At 41.4% G+C, this 16,887-nt stretch carries 19 protein-coding genes and 1 riboswitch; of the genes, 17 read left to right on the top strand and 2 right to left on the bottom strand.

All coding sequences use genetic code 11. The annotated features are described in order from the left end of the window. The first annotated feature begins 11 nt into the window (after nt 1-11). The 12 genes from C6348_RS14695 to sufB all read left to right on the top strand — a co-directional run bounded on the left by C6348_RS14695 (nt 12) and on the right by sufB (nt 9,888). Entirely contained in the window at nt 12-314 is a 303-nt protein-coding gene (locus tag C6348_RS14695; RefSeq protein ID WP_106043606.1) for a thioredoxin family protein, read from the top strand. Nucleotides 315-434: 120 nt separating this feature from the next. Continuing rightward, complete coding sequence (locus C6348_RS14700) at nt 435-776, top strand: SCP2 sterol-binding domain-containing protein (protein WP_034659911.1); 342 nt, start codon at nt 435-437, stop codon at nt 774-776. Between the two features lie 102 nt (nt 777-878). Continuing rightward, nucleotides 879-987, top strand: a riboswitch (SAM riboswitch). 153 nt (nt 988-1,140) lie between these two features. After that, on the top strand, nt 1,141-2,166 hold the full coding sequence (locus C6348_RS14705; RefSeq protein WP_106039162.1) for a methionine ABC transporter ATP-binding protein: 1,026 nt from the start codon (nt 1,141-1,143) through the stop codon (nt 2,164-2,166). Next, a complete protein-coding gene (locus C6348_RS14710; protein WP_099727008.1) occupies nt 2,159-2,827 on the top strand; it encodes a methionine ABC transporter permease in 669 nt (222 codons plus the stop codon). The genes C6348_RS14705 and C6348_RS14710 overlap by 8 nt, the downstream gene beginning before the upstream one ends. A 14-nt stretch (nt 2,828-2,841) precedes the next feature. Continuing rightward, nucleotides 2,842-3,663: a methionine ABC transporter substrate-binding lipoprotein MetQ gene (metQ, locus tag C6348_RS14715; protein WP_106038201.1), complete on the top strand. Its 822-nt coding sequence runs from the start codon at nt 2,842-2,844 to the stop codon at nt 3,661-3,663. 103 nt (nt 3,664-3,766) lie between these two features. Continuing rightward, complete coding sequence (locus C6348_RS14720) at nt 3,767-4,135, top strand: carboxymuconolactone decarboxylase family protein (protein WP_003212803.1); 369 nt, start codon at nt 3,767-3,769, stop codon at nt 4,133-4,135. Between the two features lie 215 nt (nt 4,136-4,350). Beyond that, nucleotides 4,351-4,488: a YuzK family famiily protein gene (locus C6348_RS18925; RefSeq protein ID WP_162839378.1), complete on the top strand. Its 138-nt coding sequence runs from the start codon at nt 4,351-4,353 to the stop codon at nt 4,486-4,488. A 211-nt stretch (nt 4,489-4,699) separates the two neighbouring features. Then, a complete protein-coding gene (gene sufC, locus C6348_RS14725; RefSeq protein WP_003213654.1) occupies nt 4,700-5,485 on the top strand; it encodes a Fe-S cluster assembly ATPase SufC in 786 nt (261 codons plus the stop codon). An 18-nt stretch (nt 5,486-5,503) separates the two neighbouring features. Further along, nucleotides 5,504-6,817 (top strand): Fe-S cluster assembly protein SufD, encoded by a 1,314-nt coding sequence (gene sufD / locus C6348_RS14730; protein ID WP_106043607.1) that lies wholly within the window; start codon nt 5,504-5,506, stop codon nt 6,815-6,817. After that, nucleotides 6,817-8,037: a cysteine desulfurase gene (locus C6348_RS14735; protein WP_095285806.1), complete on the top strand. Its 1,221-nt coding sequence runs from the start codon at nt 6,817-6,819 to the stop codon at nt 8,035-8,037. The genes sufD and C6348_RS14735 overlap by 1 nt, the downstream gene beginning before the upstream one ends. Further along, complete coding sequence (gene sufU / locus C6348_RS14740; protein ID WP_008347017.1) at nt 8,027-8,473, top strand: Fe-S cluster assembly sulfur transfer protein SufU; 447 nt, start codon at nt 8,027-8,029, stop codon at nt 8,471-8,473. The genes C6348_RS14735 and sufU overlap by 11 nt, the downstream gene beginning before the upstream one ends. 17 nt (nt 8,474-8,490) lie before the next feature. Next, nucleotides 8,491-9,888 carry a Fe-S cluster assembly protein SufB gene (gene sufB / locus C6348_RS14745; protein ID WP_034659904.1) on the top strand — a complete coding sequence of 466 codons (1,398 nt, stop codon included), beginning with the start codon at nt 8,491-8,493 and terminating at the stop codon, nt 9,886-9,888. A gap of 64 nt (nt 9,889-9,952) precedes the next feature. On the opposite strand, the gene C6348_RS14750 is transcribed toward sufB, so the two are convergent. Continuing rightward, nucleotides 9,953-10,603, bottom strand: coding sequence for an FMN-dependent NADH-azoreductase (locus C6348_RS14750; RefSeq protein WP_066030432.1), 651 nt, complete (start codon nt 10,601-10,603; stop codon nt 9,953-9,955). Nucleotides 10,604-10,687: 84 nt separating this feature from the next. Between C6348_RS14750 and C6348_RS14755 the strand changes: the two genes are divergently transcribed. Further along, entirely contained in the window at nt 10,688-11,620 is a 933-nt protein-coding gene (locus tag C6348_RS14755) for a helix-turn-helix transcriptional regulator (RefSeq protein WP_106043608.1), read from the top strand. 79 nt (nt 11,621-11,699) lie between these two features. On the opposite strand, the gene C6348_RS14760 is transcribed toward C6348_RS14755, so the two are convergent. Continuing rightward, nucleotides 11,700-12,905 carry a DUF418 domain-containing protein gene (locus tag C6348_RS14760; protein ID WP_106043609.1) on the bottom strand — a complete coding sequence of 402 codons (1,206 nt, stop codon included), beginning with the start codon at nt 12,903-12,905 and terminating at the stop codon, nt 11,700-11,702. Between the two features lie 252 nt (nt 12,906-13,157). On the opposite strand from C6348_RS14760, the gene C6348_RS14765 reads away from it, so the two are divergent. The 4 genes from C6348_RS14765 to C6348_RS14780 all read left to right on the top strand — a co-directional run bounded on the left by C6348_RS14765 (nt 13,158) and on the right by C6348_RS14780 (nt 16,862). Further along, nucleotides 13,158-13,853 (top strand): response regulator transcription factor, encoded by a 696-nt coding sequence (locus tag C6348_RS14765; RefSeq protein WP_034659899.1) that lies wholly within the window; start codon nt 13,158-13,160, stop codon nt 13,851-13,853. After that, the gene (locus tag C6348_RS14770; protein WP_106043610.1) at nt 13,840-15,147 is read left to right on the top strand and encodes a HAMP domain-containing sensor histidine kinase; all 1,308 of its coding nucleotides are present in this window, start codon (nt 13,840-13,842) and stop codon (nt 15,145-15,147) included. The genes C6348_RS14765 and C6348_RS14770 overlap by 14 nt, the downstream gene beginning before the upstream one ends. A 37-nt stretch (nt 15,148-15,184) precedes the next feature. After that, on the top strand, nt 15,185-15,613 hold the full coding sequence (gene psiE / locus C6348_RS14775; RefSeq protein ID WP_106043611.1) for a phosphate-starvation-inducible protein PsiE: 429 nt from the start codon (nt 15,185-15,187) through the stop codon (nt 15,611-15,613). 295 nt (nt 15,614-15,908) lie between these two features. Continuing rightward, nucleotides 15,909-16,862 (top strand): ABC transporter substrate-binding protein, encoded by a 954-nt coding sequence (locus C6348_RS14780; RefSeq protein ID WP_106043612.1) that lies wholly within the window; start codon nt 15,909-15,911, stop codon nt 16,860-16,862. Nucleotides 16,863-16,887 lie beyond the last annotated feature (25 nt).

Raw genomic sequence — 16,887 nt, forward strand, 5'->3', positions numbered from 1 at the left:
GGTGGACGTATATGAAAGAGATTGAAGAACACGAATTCAAGGAAATAGAGGACGATTTATTTCTTTTATACTTATATACACCGTTTTGCGGGACATGCCAGCTGGCAAAGAAAATGCTGACAGTCGTAGACACCATGCAGCCGGATGTACCATTTTATGAAAACAACTTAAACTACTCACCAGGCTTTGCAAAAGCTTTTGAGATCGAAAGCGTTCCTTGCTTTCTACTGTTTAAAAAAGGTGAGCTGGTGCAAAAAGGCTATGCCTTTTACTCCGTTCCATATCTTCATGAAATGATTGAAACCGCTAAATAAAGCGGTTTTTTGTCATATTTCAAGCAATTCGTCTGAAAATTTGTCGAGTTATTTATAAAGGACAAGCCAATGTTTGTAGAGAAATGTTATGTATAACCAAATGACAGGGAGGTTATACATGTGGAAAATGTGAAAACCCATGGGAACACAGGGCAGCGTTTATTATTAAAACCGCTGCTCTCATCATCATCCTTGAAGATTACATTTGAGGCGGAAACTGACTCTTGTACATTGATTGTGGATGAGCGTGGTGAAGTGAAGAAACTACCTGCAATTGAGTTATCGGATCTCATCTTTTATGGTGAGAGAAAAGAAATACTTCAATTATTAGATGGAGATATGTCCTTACAGCAGTTAATTAGCAGGGGACAAGTAAAAGTAAAAGGATCATTCCGTGCGCTCCTAAGACTAGAGGCGGTGCTTTGGCTGACGAACGGTTTTTTTCGAAAAATGATAACGTAGTCGTTTACTTGGAAATTAGCGATTTACAGCGTTGACATATCTCGGGTAGCATGATATTCTACGTTAGTAAAAACATGAACATCACATAAAACAACATATTTTCTCTTATTAAGAGAGGTGGAGGGACGTGCCCTATGAAACCCGGCAACCGTCAGCATAGCTGAAATTGGTGCCAATTCACTCAAAGCCGCAATGCTTTGAAAGATGAGAGAAAGGCGTATTGAACATAAAGGCCTTTCTGCTTGCGTTGCAGTTAGGTCTTTTTTACTGACCTGGTGTCAGGCTAGAGGCATGACAGCAGGAAGAATAAATAACGTATGTGATGGCAACCTATAGATTCAGCAAGAAAGCAGGTGAACAGACTGTGATCCATTTACAGAATGTATCAAAAACGTACCACTCAAAAAGCGGAAATGTTGATGCCGTGAAAGACGTTAACTTGGATATCGATAAAGGTGAAATATTCGGAATTATCGGGTATAGCGGTGCCGGAAAAAGCTCGCTTATTCGCCTATTAAACGGTCTGGAGCTGCCAACAGCAGGAATTGTTGAAGTGGCAGGCAACCGGATCAATGAAGTATCGAATGCGAAACTTCGGAAAGCAAGACAAGAAATCAGTATGATCTTCCAGCACTTCAACCTACTTTGGTCAAGAACGGTGAGACAAAATATTATGTTCCCGCTTGAGATCGCAGGTGTAAAGGCATCAAAACGGAGAGAACGTGCGAATGAACTGATTAAATTAGTCGGTTTAGAAGGAAAAGAAAATGCGTATCCGTCTCAGTTAAGCGGCGGACAAAAGCAGCGTGTGGGGATTGCGAGAGCATTAGCAAATGATCCAAAGGTTCTTCTTTGTGACGAAGCGACGTCTGCGCTTGATCCGCAAACAACCGATTCCATCCTTGAGCTTTTGGCGGATATCAATAAACGACTAGGGCTCACGATTGTGCTGATTACACACGAAATGCACGTCATTCGCAAAATTTGTCATCGCGTGGCGGTCATGGAGAATGGACGTATTGTCGAAGAAGGCGAAGTATTACGCGTGTTCAGACAGCCGAAGGAAGAAATGACGAAGCGATTTGTAAAGCAGCTTGCTGAACCAGAGGAAGCGAAAGAAACAATCGAGCACGTCTTAGAGCGCGTAAAAGAAGGTCAGGTCGTACGGTTGTCCTTTATTGGCGATTCTGCCGAGCAGCCGCTGATCACTGAAATCATTCGATCCTTCAAGGTCGATGTGAACATCCTTCAAGGGAAGATTTCTCAAACGCAGGAAGGCGCGTTTGGAACACTCTTTATCCATATTAATGGAGAAGAGACCGAGGTAGAAAAAGCAATCGCCTATATCCAAAGCAAACAGGTTGAAATCGAGGTGATGACACATGTTTGAGAAATGGTTTCCGAACGTTGATTTAGATGTCATTTGGAATGCAACGGGTGAAACGGTGTACATGACACTCATTTCACTAGCATTTGCTTTTATTATTGGTATCATCCTTGGGCTATTGCTCTTTCTGACTAGTAAAGGCGGTCTTTGGGAAAATAAACCGATTAACACCGTTATCGGGGCAGTCGTCAACATTTTTAGATCGATTCCTTTTATCATTTTAATCATTCTATTATTAGGGTTTACAAAACTTATTATGGGCACAATTCTAGGTCCCAATGCAGCCCTCCCTGCCCTTGTCATAGGGTCAGCTCCATTCTATGCACGCCTTGTCGAAATTGCACTGCGTGAAGTAGACAAAGGAGTCATTGAAGCAGCACGATCAATGGGAGCGAAAACGTCGACCATCATTTTCAAAGTATTGCTGCCAGAATCATTGCCAGCCCTCATTTCAGGTATTACCGTAACAGCGATTGCTCTAATTGGCTCAACTGCGATTGCAGGTGCAATTGGAGCAGGCGGACTTGGTGACCTTGCTTATGTAGAGGGATACCAATCTGGTAATACAGATGTCACTCTTGTTGCCACTGTGTTTATTCTCATCATCGTCTTTATTATTCAAATAATCGGTGATTTGATTACAAATAAAATTGATAAACGTTAAGGGAGGATTTATTCATGAAGAAATTGATTTTAAGTGCACTATTTCTAGCATTTGCAGGCATTTTAGCTGCATGCGGTTCATCTAATAACGCAAGTGATAGCAAAACCATTACGGTTGCGGCTTCAAAAACACCACATGCCGAGATTCTTGAAGAAGCAAAACCACTTCTAAAAGAAAAAGGCTACGATCTCAAAGTGAAAGTACTTAGTGATTATAAAATGTACAACAAAGCGTTAGCTGAAAAAGAAGTGGATGCAAACTTTTTCCAACATATCCCTTACTTGAACGAAGAGAACAAATCAAACAAAGATTATAACCTAGTAAGTGCTGGTGCGGTTCACCTTGAGCCTTTCGGTATCTACTCTAAGAAATACAAATCAGTAAAAGATATTCCAAATGGCGGCACCATCATCATGACAAACAACGTAGCTGAGCAAGGACGTATGCTTGCTCTATTACAAAATGCCGGTGTCATTAAGCTTGATCCAAAGGTTGATACAATCAACTCAACGGTCAAGAACATCAAAGAAAACCCAAAGAACCTAAAGTTCAAAAAAATCGCTCCTGAACTAACAGCGAAAGCTTATGAAAACAGTGAAGGTGATGCTGTGTTTATCAACGTCAACTATGCGATTCAAAATAAATTGAATCCGAAAAAAGATTCAATTGAACTTGAGCAAACAAAGAACAACCCGTATGCAAACATCGTGGCTGTTCGCAAAGGTGAAGAAAAATCAGAGAAGATCAAGACATTAATGGAAGTTCTTCACTCTGATAAAATTAAAGAATTCATCGACAAAAAATACGACGGTGCAGTTCTACCGGTATCTGAATAACAACGATTCAACCTCGCTTTCATCAAAGCGAGGTTTTTTGTGTATTTTTTCAAATCTCGCTCATAATAAAAACGAACAAATGACCTGAAGGGATGGAATAAAGATGAATGAACAGCATATGAGCGGATCTATGCAGCAATCACTGACGGATTATAAAACGGCAATGGGTGAATTTCAGAAGAAAATGCCGGTGTTTGGGAAGAAATTCAATGAATTTACGGAGCAATGCTTTCAGAGCGATTCATTAACGCAAAAGGAAAAGCAAATGATTGCCCTTGGCATCAGTATTCATGCACAGGATGAATACTGCATGATTTATCATACAAAGGGAGCGCTCGATCAAGGCGCGACAGAAGAGAATTTGCTGGAGGTTGTCAGCGTGGCGGCAGCATTTGGCGGCGGGGCAGCACTGAGCCAAGGAATTACTGTCGTTCAGCAATGTATTGATGAATTTGGAGGACAGACGCATTAAGGGAAGGATAAGACGGTATTTTTCCATATCAGGGAGTTGAGTCGTTCTCAGCCGATTGTGTGAGAAAATATGCCAGCATAGAACGTCATATCCCTTTTGAGTGAAGCCGCATGTCTTTGATATAATAAAGCTACACTCAAAGAAGGGAATGGTTTATTATTTGTTCGGACCATAGTACACTGGGATTGGATTATACCGCCGAGATGGAAAAGGCCATGCATAAAGCTCATGGCATGAGCTATGCAGAGTACGAAAGAGACCATGACTTACGGATGAAAGTGGAATATAAACGAGAGCAGTCCTATCGAGATGAGAAAAGACAGCTCGCAAAAATGAATATACGAGGCTATTAAATAGCTCAGGGACGGGGAGAACAGTTTCCCGTCCTTTCTTTATGAAAACAGTCTTTTCGACATAAATCCTTTTATCTACCGGCTTTTTTTGTTAGAATTTTGAGAGCATCCTCTCACGTATATCGTGAATGTGTTGTATTCACTTTTAATTTGTTATAAAATTAGAATGAGAATAAATTGAGAATAATGATTATTTTGGAGGTATCAATATATGACTGCTTCGACATTAACAATTAAGGACTTGCACGTTGAGATTGAAGGGAAAGAAATCTTAAAGGGTGTAAACCTCGAGATAAAAGGTGGAGAATTCCACGCAGTAATGGGACCAAACGGTACAGGTAAATCAACTTTATCTGCTGCAATTATGGGACACCCTAAATATGAAGTAACAAAAGGCAGCATTTTGCTAGATGGCGAAGATGTACTTGAAATGGAAGTAGATGAGCGCGCTCAAGCAGGTCTTTTCCTTGCGATGCAATACCCATCTGAAATTAGTGGTGTCACAAATGCGGACTTCCTTCGTTCTGCTATTAACGCTCGCAGAGAAGAAGGCGATGAAATCTCTCTGATGAAATTCATCCGCAAAATGGACGAAAACATGGAGTTCCTTGAAATGGACCCAGACATGGCGCAGCGCTACCTAAACGAAGGTTTTTCAGGCGGGGAGAAAAAACGCAATGAAATTCTTCAATTAATGATGATTGAACCAAAAATTGCGATTCTTGACGAAATCGATTCTGGTCTTGATATCGATGCGTTGAAAGTGGTTTCTAAAGGAATTAACAGAATGCGCGGCGAAAGCTTCGGCTGCTTAATGATCACTCACTATCAGCGTCTACTGAACTACATCACACCAGATCACGTTCATGTCATGATGCAAGGACGTATCGTGAAATCTGGCGGACCAGAGCTCGCGCAGCGTTTAGAAGCAGAAGGCTATGACTGGATTAAAAAAGAGTTAGGGATTGAAGACGAAACTGTTGGTCAAGAAGCGTAAGCGTTAGGAGGATTATTGATGACATTAGAAACGAAATTATCAGTAGATCAAGATTATGTCAAAAGCTTCTCCGAGAAGCATCAGGAACCGGCATGGATGAGCTCCCTTCGCTTACAGGCTCTTGAAAAAGCAGAAGACCTTCCAATGCCAAAGCCTGACAAAACGAATATTTCTAAATGGAATTTAACCAATTTCAAACAGCATACAGTCGAAAGTGCGCCATTTGAATCATTAGAAGAGCTTCCTGAAGAAGTGAAATCTCTCATTGATTTAGAGGACACGGATAAGACAGTCTACATTCAGCGTGATCAAACGCCAGCATACTTGTCTCTTTCAACGGAAGCGAAAGACAAAGGCGTGATCTTCACTGACCTTCATACAGCGATCCGCGAACATGGAGATCTAGTGCAGAAATACTTCATGACTGATGCAGTAAAAGTAGATGAGCATAAACTAACAGCTTTACATGCTGCTTTAGTCAATGGTGGAGCTTTCCTCTATGTACCGAAAAATGTAGAGCTTGAAGCACCAATTCAAGCCGTCTACCTGCATGAAAATGACGACACGACTTTGTTCAACCATGTCATCGTCGTAGCAGACGACCATAGTGCTGTGACATATGTAGAAAACTACATCAGTACGGCAAAGCCGGAAGAAGCGATCTTCAATATCGTGTCTGAAGTGTTTACAGGAGCTAATGCCCGGGTCACTTACGGTGCAGTAGATAACCTTGCAGAAGGTGTCACAGTCTATGTGAACAGACGCGGTATGGCAAATGGCCGTGACAGTAAAATCGAATGGGCGCTTGGCCTGATGAATGATGGAGATGTCGTGTCTGAAAACATCACAAAGCTCATGGGCGACGGGACATTCGGTGATACAAAATCAGTTGTTGTCGGCCGGGGCAATCAAACAGAAAACTTTACAACAAGCATCATCCACTTCGGTAAAAACTCTGAAGGGTATATCTTGAAGCATGGTGTGATGAAGGATCAAGCATCCTCTATCTTTAACGGAATTGGTAAAATCGAGCATGGCGCAACGAAGTCAAATGCAGAGCAGGAATCACGTGTTCTCATGCTAAGTGAGAAAGCACGCGGTGACGCAAACCCAATTCTATTAATTGATGAAGATGATGTCACAGCAGGGCATGCTGCTTCTGTTGGACGTGTCGATCCAATTCAATTGTATTACCTCATGAGCCGCGGGATATCCAAAGAAGATGCAGAAAGACTTGTGATTTATGGCTTCTTAAATCCAGTCGTCAAAGAACTGCCGATTGAAGGAGTTAAAAAGCAGCTCGTTTCTGTGATTGAAAGGAAAGTAAAATAATGAATATCAAAGACGTTCGTGAGCAGTTTCCAATCCTTCATCAGCAAGTGAACGGACATGATTTGGTGTATTTGGACAGTGCAGCGACTTCTCAAAAACCAAGAGTGGTCATTGATGCAATGAATGAGTATTACCGGTCTTACAACTCGAACGTCCACAGGGGTGTTCATACCCTTGGCACAAAAGCAACGGACGCATACGAGGGTGCGAGAGAGAAAGTTCGTGCATTCATCCGTGCTTCATCTGTCCAGGAGATTATTTTTACTAGAGGCACAACAACTGCACTAAACACAGTGGCGATCAGCTATGCAAGAGCAAACCTCAAAGAAGGCGATGAGATTGTCATTACGCACATGGAGCATCATGCGAATATCATCCCTTGGCAGCAAGCAGCAAAAGCAACTGGCGCCACATTGAAATACATTCCGTTACAGGAAGACGGCACGCTATCGCTTGAAGATGTGAAGCAAACGGTCACACATCAAACGAAAATCGTCGCTGTCACACATGTCTCAAACGTATTAGGAACCATCAACCCGATTAAAGAGATCGCTAAAATTGCCCATGATCATGGGGCAATCATTGTCGTCGATGGTGCGCAAAGCACGCCGCACATGCAAATTGATGTTCAGGATCTAGATTGTGACTTTTTCGCATTCTCTGGGCATAAAATGTGTGGACCGACTGGCATCGGTGTACTTTACGGGAAGAAGGACCTTTTGAATAATATGGAGCCTGCTGAGTTTGGCGGTGAAATGATCGACTTTGTGGATCTGTATGATTCTACTTGGAAAGAGCTGCCGTGGAAATTTGAAGCGGGAACACCGATTATTGCCGGAGCAGTTGGACTAGGAAAAGCGATTGATTTCTTAAATGACATTGGTATGGAAGAAGTCAGCCGTTACGAGCATCAGCTTGCCACTTATGCGCTTGAGCGCTTTAAGGAGTTTGATGGTGCGACTGTTTATGGACCGCAGCACCGAGCTGGACTTGTGACGTTTAACTTAGACGACGTCCATCCACATGATGCGTCAACTGTTCTGGATACGGAAGGTGTCGCCATTCGTGCTGGACACCACTGTGCACAGCCGCTCATGAAATGGCTTGGTGTATCAGCAACTGCAAGAGCAAGCTTCTATCTGTACAATACAGAAGAAGAGATTGACGAGCTCATCGCAGCGCTCCGTAAGACAAAGGAGTATTTTACGAATGTCTTTTAATGTAAACTTAGACACACTGTACAGACAAGTGATTATGGATCATTATAAAAATCCGAGAAACAAAGGTGTGTTAAACGACAGCATTGTCGTCGATATGAACAACCCAACGTGTGGTGACCGCATTCGTCTCACGATGAAAATCGAAGACGAAAAAGTCATTGATGCGAAATTTGAAGGAGAAGGATGCTCTATTTCGATGGCATCTGCCTCTATGATGACGCAGGCAATTAAAGGGAAAGATATTGAAACAGCTTTGAAAATGTCTCAGATTTTCTCCGATATGATGCTAGGAAAAGAATACGACGATTCCATTGATCTTGGTGACATTGAGGCGCTGCAGGGAGTGGCAAAATTCCCAGCCCGCATCAAATGTGCAACATTATCCTGGAAGGCGCTTGAAAAAGGCGCATCTGCCGAAGATAACGGCAAATCATAAGATTGGAGTGAAAATGGATGGCTAAAAAAATGCCAGATGTTGGTGAATATAAATACGGCTTTTCTGATAAAGACGTTTCCATTTTCCGTTCAGAGCGCGGACTGACAAAAGAGATCGTTGAAGAAATTTCTCGTATGAAAGAAGAGCCTCAGTGGATGCTCGACTTCCGTTTGAAATCTCTTGAGCACTTTTACAACATGCCGATGCCACAATGGGGCGGAGATTTAAATGCATTAAACTTTGATGAAATTACGTACTACGTAAAGCCATCAGAGCGCTCTGAGCGTTCTTGGGATGAAGTACCAGAAGAAATCAAACAAACCTTTGATAAGCTTGGTATCCCAGAAGCAGAGCAAAAGTACTTAGCAGGTGTATCTGCTCAGTATGAATCTGAGGTTGTGTATCACAACATGAAGCAGGACCTTGAAGATCTAGGCATTGTGTTTAAAGATACAGACAGCGCATTAAAAGAGAACGAAGACATCTTCCGTGAGCACTGGGCAAAAGTCATTCCTCCGACTGACAACAAATTTGCTGCGCTTAACTCGGCTGTATGGTCTGGTGGTTCATTTATCTACGTACCAAAGGGCGTCAAAGTAGATACACCACTTCAAGCATACTTCCGTATCAACTCTGAGAACATGGGTCAGTTCGAGCGTACACTGATCATTGTTGATGAAGGCGCACATGTGCATTACGTAGAAGGCTGTACAGCACCAGTTTACACAACAAACTCTCTTCACAGTGCGGTTGTTGAAATCGTCGTTAAAAAGGGCGGCTACTGCCGTTATACAACGATTCAAAACTGGGCAAACAACGTCTTCAACCTTGTGACGAAACGTACAGTATGTGAAGAGAATGCAACAATGGAATGGATTGATGGAAACATCGGTTCTAAGCTGACAATGAAATACCCAGCGGTCATCCTAAAAGGAGAAGGCGCTCGTGGTATGACATTAAGTATTGCCCTAGCAGGTAAAGGTCAGCACCAAGATGCAGGTGCGAAAATGATTCACCTTGCACCAAACACATCTTCAACGATCGTATCGAAATCGATTTCCAAACAAGGCGGTAAAGTCACATACCGCGGAATCGTTCACTTCGGACGTAAAGCAGAGGGTGCACGCTCAAACATCGAGTGTGACACACTCATCATGGATAACAAATCAACATCTGATACGATCCCTTACAATGAAATCTTAAACGACAACATTTCATTAGAGCACGAAGCGAAGGTATCAAAAGTATCAGAAGAACAGCTATTCTACTTGATGAGCCGCGGAATTTCTGAAGAAGAAGCAACAGAAATGATCGTCATGGGCTTCATCGAGCCATTCACAAAAGAACTACCAATGGAATACGCCGTTGAAATGAACCGCTTGATTAAATTCGAAATGGAAGGTTCTATCGGTTAATAATAAAAGACCAAAAACGTGATATCAAACGTTTTTGGTCTTTTTGTTTTTGAAAAAACAGAACTTACATCCCGCTAGGTGAGTAAAACGCATCAAAGGCTTTAGACAAATCGTCAGCTGCAGATGTCAAGATCGTTTCTTCTTCTAAAATCGCTGTTCCTTGTGCCCGGACAATATGAAATTGATGAAACCCCATCAAGTTTTGAAATATTTCTTTTAGGTAATGATGTGAAAATTCCAGAGGTGTATATCGATCGTTATTTGTGAAAATTGAGCCGCTTGCTTGAAGCAAAAGTACACGATAATCGTCAGTCATCAGACCAACTGAACCAGCTTCTGTATATTTGAACGTTTCTCTAGCAATCAAGATATTATCTATATAATCTTTCATACGTGAAGTCACATTGAAATTATGAACAGGTGACACAATCACAATTCGATGATGTGCTTTGAATTGAGCCAATAAAGCAGAAGAAGCAGCAGCAATTTTTTCTTCCGTAGCTGTTAATGTTTGTTCAGATGCTTGCTTATCCCAAATACGTAGCAGCTGTTCTTTTTCGATACGAGGAATTTCAGTTCCATATAAATGTAAAATCGTTGGTTCCTCATGAGGAAACCTTTCTTTAAACTGTTCTAAAAATAGTGTTTGCAGTTTGTTTGAATAACTTTCTCGATGAGTGAAATCAGGGTGCGCGTTAATGATTAATGTTTGCATATACATGCTCCTTTTCTTTTGATAAACTGAGTATAAAATATAAAGGTGACAAAACATGTCACCTTTTTCAAAAGGAAAGTCAAAATGAAAAAATCAGAACGATTAAACCAAGAGCTTATTTTTTTAAGTGATAAATACTCATTTCAGCTAAAGGATTTAGAAACTGAATTTGGCATATCTAAACGCACGGCTTTGAGAGATATGGAAGAGCTAGAGTCGATGGGCTTAGCTTTTTATGTTGAAAATGGAAGACATGGGGGATATAGACTGGTGAATCAATCTCCATTGGTTCCTATTTATTTCAATATCGATGAAGTTCAAGCTATTTTTTTCGCGCTTAAAGCTTTAGACTTGGTGTCAGCAACACCATTTAAAAAATCCTACTCACAAATTCGGCAAAAGCTGTTTGCCACAATGTCTGATGAGAGAAAACAAATGATCACGGAGACTTTGGATGTGATTCATTACTATAATGTCGCACCAGTTAGTGAACAAAATCAATTGGAATTGATTTTACAGGCGATGATGGAAGATCAAATCGTGAAGATGACTTATACTCAAAATGAAAATAAAAGGATCAGGCTGCAATTTCTTGAGTTGTTTTATCGAAATGGGATTTGGTTCACCAAAGCATATGATGTTCGAAATAAAAAGTGGGGCATCTATAGATGTGACTTTATGAAGGACGTGATGATTGAAGAAGAAATCAGAGACACCTTTACGAAGGAAGAATTAAAAGAATTGCAGCTCGAGTACGAAAAAATTTATCATGATATCTCATTTAAATGTCGATTAACGGAACAAGGAAAAGAAAAGTTTTTGAAGAATCATTACCCGAATATGAGATTGGAGATCATTGAGAATACTCCTTATATTGTGGGTGGATACAACCAAGAAGAATTATCGTATATGACTCACTATTTGATCTCATTTGGGAAACATGTGAAAATTGAATACCCTGATGAATTAAAAGAGAGTTATTTGACTCAGTTGCAAGAAATGATTGATCAGTATTGAAAGTGAACGGATTGTCTCTGAATCACAAAAAACTTCACATATTAAAAAAGACGAACTGTAGCAATTCGCCTTTTTTCTTTTACTTCGCCGCAGTGAATGTATTTGTTTTCGGTTTATCATGTACCTTTCCATACGTCAGCTGACGCCAGATAAACTCCATCGGTCCGTATTTAAACCGTTTTAACCATAATGTACTGAAGAGCACAAGGCAGGCATACACTCCAATGCCAATGAAGAACGTACCAGCCGGCTGAAGATGATCGACAAGCCCAGCTCCATATTTCAGAAACAGCATTGTCCCAATGATGGAGTGAAGCAAATAACAGGTCAGTGACATCCGTCCGACTTTGGTAAAGATCATCAAAGCACCTCGCAGCTGAGGAACATGCAGAAACAGCATCGCAAGTGTACTCATATAGAACATACTGCCCGTTAATCCACCGTTTTGTTCAAGGGCAGAGGCCATGTCCATCCACAGTGTATTTTCAACAGGATTGACCGCCGTAATGATCGTACTGCTCTGTGTAATCATAAACGCGATTGTGAAAATGACCCAAATGCGATTCCAAATCGCTTTTTTCGCCTCCATGTTCTTGAAAAACTCCATTTTCACAAAATACACACCAAGCAAAAACATGAGGAACATAGAATAGATGATAGAAAATGAACCAGAAGCCATTGTGGCCAAATCTGCCCACCGGTCACCAATAGATGCTAGATAAGTCAGGCTGTTGTGGCTGGCCAGCTCGAAGTCAGCAAAATCTGGCTTGCCTGATGATACTGTGTTAATGGTATTGAACAGCATCGCGAAAAAAGGAGTGAGCAATTGTATGACAAAGAGTGTGATCAGCCAGTATAGGATGGTTTTAGCTGTTCGTTTGTAAAAGAAAAGTAACAAAAAGCCAGCGGCAGCATAATAGGTCAAAATATCACCAATCCAAACAAAGGTGACATGCAGAAGGCCAATTCCTAAGAGAATGGTTAACCTGCGTGCAAACAGCTTGTTTGGGCTGTCCACCTTCTGAGCAGCTCGATCCATAAAAATCATAAAACCAACGCCGAATAGGAAGGAGAACAACGTAATGAATTTCCCTGAGGCGAACCAATTCACCAAGTTGTGAAAAACATCATTTGCTTCCATATCGAACCCCTTCGCCGAATCCACGATCAAAAAGTAATTGACCAGAATAATCCCCATTAAGGCAAATCCCCGTACGATGTCTAAGAAATGAACCCGATCCCGCAGACTCATCGGTTGTCCGTGTGCTACTTTGTTTGCATTCATATCCATGCTCCTTTTCTTGTTATGATAAATGTCATTCGGATCAATTCATCGATCCTTACAATGAATCAATATACGTCCCAATTCTTAACAATTTATGAAGATCCAATTTTTTGAAAATAAATGTGACGAATTGATGACAGAGGGTCAAATTCATAAACTGTTAAGATTTATGCTGTATCTTTTCACATAGCTAGATGATATATAGTAAAGACATAAAAGAAAGTACATCACGTATCATGAGGTGAGAGAGATATGAACCATCGAATATTAGTCGTAGAAGATGATCAGGATATTGGAGACCTTTTGCAGGAATCCCTTACACGCGCAGGATATGAGGTGCTGAGAGCGATGAATGGCGAGCAAGCATTGAAGCTTGTGAACGATTCGCTCGATTTGGTGATTTTGGATGTGATGATGCCAGGCATTTCAGGCATCGAAACGTGCCAGCAGATGAGAGCCTCCTCTAATGTTCCGATTCTATTTCTGACAGCCAAATCAAGTACATTCGATAAAACCGAAGGCTTACTTGCCGGCGGGGATGATTATATGACAAAACCTTTTTCAGAAGAGGAGCTTCATGCTAGAGTGATTGCACAATTACGCAGGTACACCGTCTATCAGGAAAAGAAGGAACAGGAAGAGACCTTTCTTGTTGGGGGCAAGCTGAGGGTGAGCGAAGAATTTAATGAAGTGTGGAAAGAAAGTCAGCAAATCAAGCTGTCTGATTTAGAATATCGAATGTTGAAGCTGCTCATGAGCAGGCGAAACAAAATATTTTCAGCCCAAAATATTTATGAGAGCGTGTGGGGACAGCCTTATTTCTATTGTTCCAACAATACGGTGATGGTGCATATTCGAAAGCTGCGTGCCAAAATTGAAGATGATCCAGCTCGCCCTGTATATATTAAAACGGAATGGGGAAGAGGATACCGATTTGGCACATCGTAAATATACACTAGCCAAAAAGCTGGCACTGCTGATTTTGACAGCTGCGGTCGTGAGCGGACTTGTCTTTTTGACGCTGCAAAAGATCACCAATGACCTGATTGATGGATACTTGAGTTCGGACGAGTATTACGAGGAGGAGTCAGCCAGGTATATTCAAAAATTCAGCCGCTATGTGTCTGAGAATGAGCTGTCTTCAACAGATCGAAAAGCGTTTGGTGAGTGGGTGAAAAAAGAGGATTACATTAATTTGACCATCTTCAAGGATGAAGTGCTGCAATATGACTCCATCTATTCCGCTGCTGATGAATCGGCGTACGGAAAAGAAAAGGTGACCCAGTACGCTGAGCATCATTCGTATCCGGTTCAGTTTAGCGACGGTAAAGGCCGGGTCATGGTGGATGGTTTCTATTCATTTCGTTATCACGACCTTGCCTTTACACTCGAGCTCCTCGGGGCGACGCTTATTTTTCTCCTCATTGTTCTTCTTGGCATCCGCAAAAGTTTATGCTATCTGCAAACGATTCACCAAGAGATTCATATTCTTGAAGGCGGTGAGCTGGACCATGAGATGACGGTGAAAGGGCACGATGAATTAGCCATGATTGCCAAAAGTATTGAGGATCTGCGAAAAGCTTTTCTGGACAAGCTTCAAGCCATCGACGAGCTGCAAGAAGAGAGCCGCAGTCTGGTTACTGAAATGTCACACGATATGAGGACACCGCTGACGTCGCTGATGATGAATTTGGAGTTTGCGAAAAAAGAGGAGGCTGGAGCGGATACCCGTAAAGATCAATATATAGCCAATGCTTATGGGAAAGCACTGCAATTGAAAAATCTGTCTGATAATCTGTTTGCCTATTGTCTACTTGATAAAGAACATGAACCTGAGCTTGAGACCGTTGCAGTCAAAGAGGTCATTTACGATCTCTTATCAGATCAGGTGGCGATCTTGCATCAAGAGAAATTCAAAGTACACCTGTTAGGAGAGCTGCCCGACAGCTATATCAACGTGAATGTCGAGGAGCTTGGCCGAGTGTTTGATAATTTGATGTCCAACTTACTTAAATACGCCGATCCCAAAAAAGACATCAATCTCACGTTTTTATCCGATCAAGAAATCTTTGAGATTCACGTCAGCAATGCGATAAAAGAGACAGATGACACGCAGGAAAGCACTAGACTTGGTGAACGAAGCATAAAACGAATGATGTCCCGCATGCACGGGCAGTTTGAAAGGATGGAAAGGAACGCTGTATACTACATCGTGCTGCGATTCTGGCACATCAAAATATAGACCACAAATGAATAATATGGAATGGAGAGACTACCCAATGAAACGATTCAACAACTTCCAAAAGGTACCCGATCTCTTGCAAGGCCTTCTGAATATCTGTCTGTTCTTTCTAGCCATTGCTTTGAGCGTCCTCTTAATTAGTGAAACTTGGTATATTGTCCAATTCGTCTACAAGACTTTGTTTAACAAAGGAGAAAGCTATTATGGGATGCTTGGAGAACTGCTGATCTTCTTTATGTATTTTGAGTTTATAGCCTTAATTATTAAATACTTTAAATCAAACTTTCATTTTCCGCTTCGCTACTTTATTTATATCGGCATCACAGCTGTCATCCGATTGATTATCATCGATCATGAAGAGGCTGTATCGACGTTCTGGTGGGCGCTGGCCATTCTTGCGATGACTAGTGCACTCTTTATCGCCAATAAACGACATACCGCGCAGGAGCATGAAGAAGTGAAGTGAGGGAAGAAGACGAACGATTGCTGTTCGTCTTTTTTAGGTTGATAGAGAAAGTCTGATTATGAACAATAAGTCGTCATTAATGGAGTAGAGTACGAAAAAGGAATTCAATGTAAATGATTATCCAGAGGAACGAAGAGAGGCCAATCATTCCAATAATGAGAACAACTAGTCAACACTCTCCCTTTTTCTTAAAAATTTACATTGACACCATCCCTTTCTATGATAAAATCATAGTGTGATAATGAGAATCGTTATCAAACGATATGACTACATATAGAATGGATAGGTGAGGTACATGTTCAAAAAATCTTTTTGGTCGTTGCTAGTTGTGCTCTCCATCGTTTTACTTGCAGCTTGCGGGAACAATAACAGTGAAGGCAAGTCAGCTAATAAAGAAAAAACAAGAACCGTTGAAAGCGCTATCGGTTCAACTGAAATAAAAGGATCGCCTAAACGTGTGGTGACGCTGTACCAAGGAGCAACCGATGCAGCAGTCGCTATGGACATTAAACCAGTGGGTGTTGTTGAATCATGGCTTGAAGCACCTACGTATAAATATTTAAGAGATGACCTAAAGGATGTCAAAATTGTTGGGCAGGAAACACAGCCAAACTTAGAGGAAATTGAAAAGCTCAAGCCTGATTTGATCATTGCATCAAAAGTCCGCCACGAGCAAATTTTTGATCAGCTGCAAGAAATCGCTCCAACTGTTTCAACAGAAACAGTGTTCACATTTAAAGATACAGTGAAATTAATGGGTGAAGCGTTAAACCAGCAAGACAAATCAAAAGAATTGCTGACGAAGTGGGATGACCGCGTCGCCGACTTCAAAGAAAAAGCGAAAAAAGACATCAAAAACTGGCCAATGAGTGTGTCTGTGGTGAACTTCCGTGCAGATCATGCTAGAATCTATCAAACTGGATTCGCAGGGTCGATTTTAACAGAGCTAGGCTTTGAAGGACCTAAGAATGTCAAAGATAAAAAGCAAGACATCATTACACTTACAGACAAAGAGAGCATTCCGCAAATGGATGCAGATGTGATCTATTACTTCATGGATGATCAGGATAAAGCGGTTGAAAAAGCATATAAAGAGTGGACAAGTCATCCTTTATGGAAGCAGCTTGACGCAGTGAAAGCGAAACAAGTGCATAAAGTTGATGAAATCACTTGGAACATGGGTGGCGGTATGATCGCTGCAAACATGATGCTTGATGATATTTATGATCGTCTCGGCATTGATAAATAAGGATAACAGAGGAGAAAATGTGAAA

Source organism: Bacillus sp. YBWC18, assembly GCF_002998775.1.
Taxonomy (GTDB): Bacteria; Bacillota; Bacilli; order Bacillales; family Bacillaceae; genus Bacillus.